The sequence below is a fragment of the Paracoccus haeundaensis genome, assembly GCF_006239215.1.
In the GTDB taxonomy this organism is placed as follows: domain Bacteria; phylum Pseudomonadota; class Alphaproteobacteria; order Rhodobacterales; family Rhodobacteraceae; genus Paracoccus; species Paracoccus marcusii.
Map to the genome: position 1 here is coordinate 21,685 of NZ_VDDC01000031.1, position 6,742 is coordinate 28,426.

The window sequence follows — 6,742 nt, forward strand, 5'->3', positions numbered from 1 at the left end:
GCCCTCTAATCCGCCTGCTGTCGGCCAATGGGAAACATATCCTCGCCATAATGGTGCAGCTTGACGTGGTGGCTGCGGCAGAGCCAACGCACGTTCAAGGGTTCGTCGTATCGGTCGTGGTGGGCATCGACCTTAGCTGCGCCGCACACCTCGCAGCCCCGCTTTTCCAATGCGCCAGACATGAGCGCCCGTTGAACCGCAAGATGGGCCTGATACTTCGGCAGGTTCGTGCGGCGCCAGTTCGTCTGACGAGTCTCGCTTTTCAGCGACGGTGGCCGTGGGGGCTTTGGCTCATCTGTCATCACGCCTCCGTCGCCGCCTGCCGGCCCAAGGTGCGATACACGGTCGGCCGCGAGATCGAAAACACCTCGGCCAGATCACTGATGGAATACTCTCCGGTGTCATACATGCGACGCAACTCCTGCTGCTGACGATCCGATAACTTCGGCTTCTTGCCCCGCAGCTTGCCCTTGGCGCGGGCTACGGCCATGCCCTCTCGGGTCCGCATTCGGATCAGGTCGGCTTCAAACTCGGCAAAGGTCGCCAAAATGTTGAAAAACAGCTTGCCCATTGGGTCGGTCGGATCATGGATCGAGGTGCCAAGCTGAAGCTTGATCCCCCGCACGGTCAGTTTGTCGGCTATGTCGCGGGCATCAGGAACAGAACGCGCCAGCCGGTCCAGCTTCGGCACGACGAGCGTGTCACCCTCCCGCAAGGCTGCAAGCGCCTGATCGAGACCAGGGCGGGCGCGGTTGGTGCCGGTAAAGCCGTGGTCGGTGTAGATGCGATCGGGGGCAACTCCGAAGCTGGCAAGGATACCCTTCTGCGCAGCCAGGTCTTGCTTGTCAGTGGAACAGCGGGCGTAGCCGATCAGAATATGTGTCATAGCCTGATCTGTAACAGTAGCCGCCCCTTCATTGCAAAAAATATCGGACCATTCATCTGAGACTTCTTGCTGCCAGCATTTGCTGGCCTCCAACGGGCCTGCTCAGGGGCAACCTGGCCGTCCCTTCAACGATCCCCTTACGGACACCAATGTAGATACGATGTTGCTACATACCCAGATGCAGAGTAGTATCTACACTGTATCTCAGGAGGTTCAGATGCGCGCAGTGGTCAAGAAATGGGGAAACAGTGCTTCGGTGCGCATACCGGCCTCGGTTATGGTTGCCGCTGGATTGCGACTGGATCAAGCCGTCGAGGTGCGGGAGGACAACGGACGTATTGTTATCGAGCCGATCGAGAGCGAGGACTATGATCTTGCGCAGTTGCTTGCGGCTATCACTCCCGAGAATACTCATGAAAACGTGGACTTTGGCATGCCCATTGGAAAGGAAGTGCTTTGATGGCGGAGTATGTGCCGGAGGCAGGTGAGATCGTCTGGTTGGAATTTTCACCCCAAGCCGGTCATGAGCAAGCCGGGCATCGTCCCGCTGTTGTGTTATCGCCGGCTGCGTACAATCGTATTGGCCTAATGTTGTGCTGCCCGCTAACCACGAAACGCAAAGGCTATCCCTTTGAGGTGCCGATAGACGACACACGGGACAGCGCGGTTCTGGCTGATCAGGTCAAGTCTCTGGACTGGCGTGCCCGAAAGGCCAAAGCCAAGGGGAAGATTTCAGCGGAGGAGCTGTCCGCTATACGCGGCAAGGCAAGAATTCTTATAGGCCGTTAAGTAAACGGCGGACTTGAAAAGGCAAAGCAGCCACTTCGGCATCGTCAAGAAAGGCAACACAGACCCCGCAACTTGACGCTGATTTCTGCAACGGGTTTTCTGGCGCCCTATGGACCGCTGGCACTAAAGAATCAGATCGCAAGAAAACCGACCGTTTTTCTGTCATAGCTCCTAGAACATAACGAACAGTCTTTTAGACGGCACTGCGTTGTACAACTTGCCTAACCAAGCTGCCCAGCTAGAGTGACAGCGAACAAAGCGGGGTTAAAAATATAGTGAGCGAAGAAAAAAATTTACCAGATAAATCTGATAATACGCATCGCACCTTAAAGAGCCTAGTAGTGGTAGATGCTATATTTCGTAGGTCAAAAGAAAATTCATCGCATTACACCTTACATGCTGATGTAATTTTTAACAAAGAGCGATTGGGCGGAGGTAGCGAAACATCGATTATATTTTCAATAGCTGTTTTCCGTTGCGCAGTAGTTTTTGTTAGACCTGCGCAAGACTTTATCGTGGACCGAAACAGCGTACGGCGACAGAAACCAATGGGTCCGCAAGAAATTCATAGAAGCAAGCAGAAAAGTAACTTGTTGACTGGGAGTGCAAAAGCAATTCTAAGTCTAAACCCCCTGAAAGGGGTTGGCGGAGGATATGAAGGTTCCCATAAAACCGAAGAAACAACTAAGTCAACTCAAATAAGAAGTGCATTCAATGAACAGCTTACTAAAACGAATGATGGACACGATGCCTGGCAAGTGGATGGAAAAGAATTAATAGGCCAACGTTTATTAGGACCTGTATTTGACTTTGACACCGAACCTCGGCTTACGCTTATTGATTTGCGTGATGAAGCACGGCGACTAAATGATAAAAAAAATGAAATGAACCCCCTCTCTCGTATAGAGGTTAGATGTCTACGTGATGATATCGATGTTTTTGATATACGCTATAAAAACGACGAGGATAATTCCTTTTTTAGAACCAAGCCAGGTTATAAAGAGCGTATGCAGGTAGCTAGAGGCGTTATAAGAGAGGCGCTACTCGAAGAAGGGCTGTCGGTTGGCAGCTTGCTTGATGATCCTTATGCAGAGATGACCATTTGTGATGTCACAATCCCAATTATTGACCAAAGCTCTTAAAGCTGCAGAACTAGTACTGGCGGCGGATACCACAGATACAGCCGAATTGGCAAATATCGCAGAAGATGTCTCTGGCATATCGGCTAGACGAATACTTTTGGGCATTGACCTGACAGACATTGACTTAACACAGCGAGATATTAGCCATCTGCTAGATAAGCAAGCTAAGTATCACAACGCGATCATATCTAGCGAACAACGAAAAAGGTTTCAAAGGTCGGAGCGCAACGGTTCTAGACGACGTTTGCGTATAAAAATCAAGAACCTGAGAGCAGCAATAATTACAGAATTTGTTGAGGATTACGAGGAAGCTATACTTAATGAACCAGTAATCACAGGCTTACCTCATGCCCATCAGCTGAGGGCTATTTTACTTGAACCTATCCGAAATAAGTACAATGCGGATGCTTTTTTAAATATTGATTACACAATCAATGTACTAGAAGGTTTTTTACCATGGGCTAAATACGGACTTACAGATTTCTATGGAGAAATTTTCAGATTGCTATCTCGCATCCAAGCTCCCGTCAACAGTGATGTTGTCAATATTTTAAATGAAGAGTACTTTCCTGTATTTGGAGAATCTCTTGGAGATTTAATAGCAACAATGCACCCAACCCCAGAATTAGACATTTATTGGATTCTTAACTTATTGAAACACCAAACGCGAAGCTCAGTTTCAGAACTATTTCTACCAGCATATACAGTTCTACAAGCAGAACCTACATATCGCGCCAGGCAAATATCTAGTATTAGGCCGATTCATATCGCCGCAATCGAGGAAACTTTAGATGAACTTGGTAATTATTCAAAGATTATAAAATTTCTTGAGTCTGTAAATTATAAGTGTAACCCCAACGAAGCAGAGCGCATTGCTGTTCGCTTGACGCGTGGTGATTGGCCTGCCTCTAAAACACCGCTAATACTAAATACAAAGACTCATCCGCGTGTCAGGGGGGCTTTATTTAGACAGCTGCTACAGCAAGGGCAGGAAGATCGAGTAATCGAAGTTCTACGGTGGCTCAACAACGCTCGTGGGGCTGTCGGCGCTTTATCCTTAGACGATGCTTTTAGGAATATCGAAAGTTTTGATGTTGGGTTGCGTTTTGCTCAAGAGGCGGCGCCTAATTTCGCTGATAATCAAATAACTGTAGTTTATTTTGCGCTACGCAATTTAGCTCGCTCGAAGCAACACCGTATGATGCTTGAAGCATTCTGTAAAAGTGTGAAATATACACCACCTAGAAATATAATGCCGCAACCTATCCAATCTGATAGTAATGCTACTGAAATTGATCGCTTAGCAGAATTGTTTAAATCACATCCATCTTCATAACTTTCCTATGGTCACTGGTACTGTTTGCGCCATCCGCTCGGTCTCTGGAAAATACCTGCCCAGATGCCGCGTCGGGCGCCCTTTGCCCGCCGTGCTGCGGGGTAGTGGCGGCTTACGCGATCACTATAGGGCACTGCCCAACCGTTCTTGACCAGCCACGCAGACAAGCTCACGTTGCTCACGCTACACTCTCCGAGGATGCGGTCATACTGGTCCCTGCCTTCCGAAAGGCAGACTATCGGACTGCGCCCGATCTTGTCTGACAGCGCTAAAGCCGCCTGTTGACCACAGCGCCAGGCGCGGCCTTTAGCGTCAAGACAAGTCTGCCGGGATTCAGGTGCATCGACCGAAGCAAGTCTGATGCGTTCGCCCCTGATTTCGATGGTGTCACCGTCGATCACGCTTGCTCGGCCTGAAATGCTGTTTGCAGACACCGACCCTGCGATGGCGCAGCACAGGCCAAAGGCCGCAAAAAAGCTCCTTCAGAAACGCATAACGGCGCGAAACGGTCTGGTATCGCATCCCGGCCGCAACAGGCTGTTATTCACAGCCACTACAACCGTGCCGCCAGAACTGCGGTTTGATCTAAGGATGCTGCGTTCGCCCATCCGCCTGATTTGTTTGGGTCGGAACTGCCGCAGAGGCGCGTTAGCGTCCCGATGTGCGGCGTCATGATCGGCTTCAAGCATAAGAGAAAGAGGTAGATTGGGATTCAGTCCGCTTGGCGGACTCGCGTAAATCTATGGCTTTGCCCATCAATGCTAGAGCCTTCGCAGGATCTGAGTCCTCGATCTTGAACGCTGCCATTCCAGCAAGATCGAGGGTTTCGACATGCTCCGCTTCCATAGCGGCACGATCCTTGCGCGCTGCTTGGTCATCATCCGGTGCAGCTGGCCGACCAGCCCACCGCCCGAGAAGCGCAAGGGCGCGTTTAGGGGCGGACAAGCGATAGGCGTTGCTGATCTGTCGGACCTGCAGCCCCCGGCCCTCGTTCGGGGCAGGCTCAAAGCGGCGCAGTAAGTCAAGAAAGCCATGATCGCACAGTGCCTTTAGCGCGGTCGGATGGTGGGCCGCTTTGAGCCCGCGAACATCAACGCCGTTGCCGCCACCACGAGCGCACACAACACCAGCTTGGACCATGTTTCCATCGTGCCTTGGATCAGCAAGGCATGCACGACGGTTCCCGCGACGATCACCGCGCCAAGCCCCGTATGCGCCCGGCGCCATGTCATCGGGCGCAGCCGCAGCCGGCGACGGCCGGCCGCCAGCATGGCGGACGCAAACACCGCCCACATCGCGATCACCCCCCAGACCGAAAATGAGGTTGGCGACCGGAACAGCAGCGCGTCCACCACATCCGGCGGGCTGGTCACCCACAGCCCCGCGACATGAACCACGACCGAGGCGACCAGCCCTGCTCCGATCCAACGATGAGCATGGCGAGAGGTCAGCAAGGACAGGCCCGGCAAAATCCCACACGCCAGCAGCGGCTGCACCAGCAACAGGGCCAATCCAGTGATTCCGGCAAAGCCGGCAAGAACATAGATTGGATCGCGCCATGCCAACAACGGGCTGTTCGCGGCGGCGATGAACGGCACGGTCCAAGCCGTCCCGACAAGTGCCCAGACCAGAATGCCGCCTCCAAAGGGGGGCAGAGCCACGCGGATCAGACCGGCTGCAGCACGAAATCCGCCGTTAGACTGGTGTCGCTGGCCCGCCCCAGCACGGGACGCAGGAAGACGGTCTGAAACCCGGGGCTGTCATATGCCAGATGGCCGTGCGCCTGACCAAAGGCCGGGATGATCTGCGGCATCTCCAAACGAAACACGCCCCCGGCATCGGTTAGCGTGGCGCCGTGGCTGTGGGGGTCACGTTCCTGCCCTTCGGTCGTATGTGCCCAGATCTGGATGCGCTGCCCGGCGAGGGGCGCCCCGTCCCCGGCACGACGGACGGTCCCGGTCATCCAGAACCCGCCACCGCCGATGCGGTCGACGACCGGCGCACCGGGGCGGTAATTGTTGGCACCTCCGCGCATCGAGGCCGTGGGCGCCAGACCTTGCTGCGCCAAGGCGGGCCACAAAGGGCCTGACATGCCCGTTGCCGCGGCGGCGCCGGCGAAGCGCAGCAGGGTTCGGCGTGTCGTCGCAGGATACGTCATGGGCATCTCCTTTCTAAACAGCTAACATTGCGCGGGCGGAAGAGTGCGTATCTGACGGAACTATAGCGCGAATTTCACTGATCCCGAACAAACGCATGCGAACTATAGTGTTATGGTGCCACACCTTCGCGTGAGCTTAGGCCCCCACAGGTAGTCAGCTGATTGCATGCCCTTTGTCGCAGGTCGGGGCTGCGGCCAGGTATGCCGATGGCTGCACGCATGGATCGCCTGACTATCCCGCTCATTTGATAAGGGTTTCGTAAGCGTCCGGTCTAACCGCTACCCGTTCCAGTGCCATGGCAGCAGTTCATCGATCTTGGTGATCTTGTAGTCCGAGATGCGCGTAAGAGTGTTGGCGAGCCAAGCCTGTGGGTCGACACCATTTAGCTTGGCCGTTTCGATTAGGGTGTAGGCGATGGCGGCGGCCTTGC

General features: G+C 53.6%; 10 protein-coding genes. 4 read left to right on the top strand and 6 right to left on the bottom strand.

The window, feature by feature from the left end; translation table 11 throughout:
* Positions 1–5 precede the first annotated feature (5 nt).
* A complete protein-coding gene (locus tag FHD67_RS15585) occupies positions 6–302 on the bottom strand; it encodes a hypothetical protein (protein ID WP_139599236.1) in 297 nt (98 codons plus the stop codon).
* A complete protein-coding gene (locus FHD67_RS15590; RefSeq protein WP_139599237.1) occupies positions 302–886 on the bottom strand; it encodes a recombinase family protein in 585 nt (194 codons plus the stop codon). The genes FHD67_RS15585 and FHD67_RS15590 overlap by 1 nt, the downstream gene beginning before the upstream one ends.
* Before the next feature lie 217 nt (positions 887–1,103).
* Between FHD67_RS15590 and FHD67_RS15595 the strand changes: the two genes are divergently transcribed.
* The 4 genes from FHD67_RS15595 to FHD67_RS15610 all read left to right on the top strand — a co-directional run bounded on the left by FHD67_RS15595 (position 1,104) and on the right by FHD67_RS15610 (position 4,153).
* Positions 1,104–1,346 (top strand): AbrB/MazE/SpoVT family DNA-binding domain-containing protein, encoded by a 243-nt coding sequence (locus tag FHD67_RS15595; protein ID WP_046001713.1) that lies wholly within the window; start codon positions 1,104–1,106, stop codon positions 1,344–1,346.
* Positions 1,346–1,675: an endoribonuclease MazF gene (gene mazF, locus FHD67_RS15600; RefSeq protein ID WP_139599238.1), complete on the top strand. Its 330-nt coding sequence runs from the start codon at positions 1,346–1,348 to the stop codon at positions 1,673–1,675. The genes FHD67_RS15595 and mazF overlap by 1 nt, the downstream gene beginning before the upstream one ends.
* 275 nt (positions 1,676–1,950) lie before the next feature.
* A complete protein-coding gene (locus tag FHD67_RS15605) occupies positions 1,951–2,817 on the top strand; it encodes a hypothetical protein (RefSeq protein WP_139599239.1) in 867 nt (288 codons plus the stop codon).
* Positions 2,783–4,153 (top strand): hypothetical protein, encoded by a 1,371-nt coding sequence (locus FHD67_RS15610; RefSeq protein ID WP_139599240.1) that lies wholly within the window; start codon positions 2,783–2,785, stop codon positions 4,151–4,153. Before FHD67_RS15605 ends, FHD67_RS15610 begins: the two co-directional genes overlap by 35 nt.
* 11 nt (positions 4,154–4,164) lie before the next feature.
* On the opposite strand, the gene FHD67_RS15615 is transcribed toward FHD67_RS15610, so the two are convergent.
* From FHD67_RS15615 to FHD67_RS15635, 4 genes are all read right to left on the bottom strand, one after another.
* Complete coding sequence (locus tag FHD67_RS15615) at positions 4,165–4,587, bottom strand: thermonuclease family protein (RefSeq protein WP_342775318.1); 423 nt, start codon at positions 4,585–4,587, stop codon at positions 4,165–4,167.
* Between the two features lie 615 nt (positions 4,588–5,202).
* Positions 5,203–5,751: a ferric reductase-like transmembrane domain-containing protein gene (locus FHD67_RS15625; RefSeq protein WP_246071319.1), complete on the bottom strand. Its 549-nt coding sequence runs from the start codon at positions 5,749–5,751 to the stop codon at positions 5,203–5,205.
* 68 nt (positions 5,752–5,819) lie between these two features.
* A complete protein-coding gene (locus tag FHD67_RS15630; RefSeq protein WP_139599241.1) occupies positions 5,820–6,311 on the bottom strand; it encodes a peptidase associated/transthyretin-like domain-containing protein in 492 nt (163 codons plus the stop codon).
* A gap of 279 nt (positions 6,312–6,590) precedes the next feature.
* Positions 6,591–6,742: transposase domain-containing protein (locus FHD67_RS15635; RefSeq protein ID WP_139599242.1), on the bottom strand; the 152-nt coding region annotated here is incomplete at its 5' end.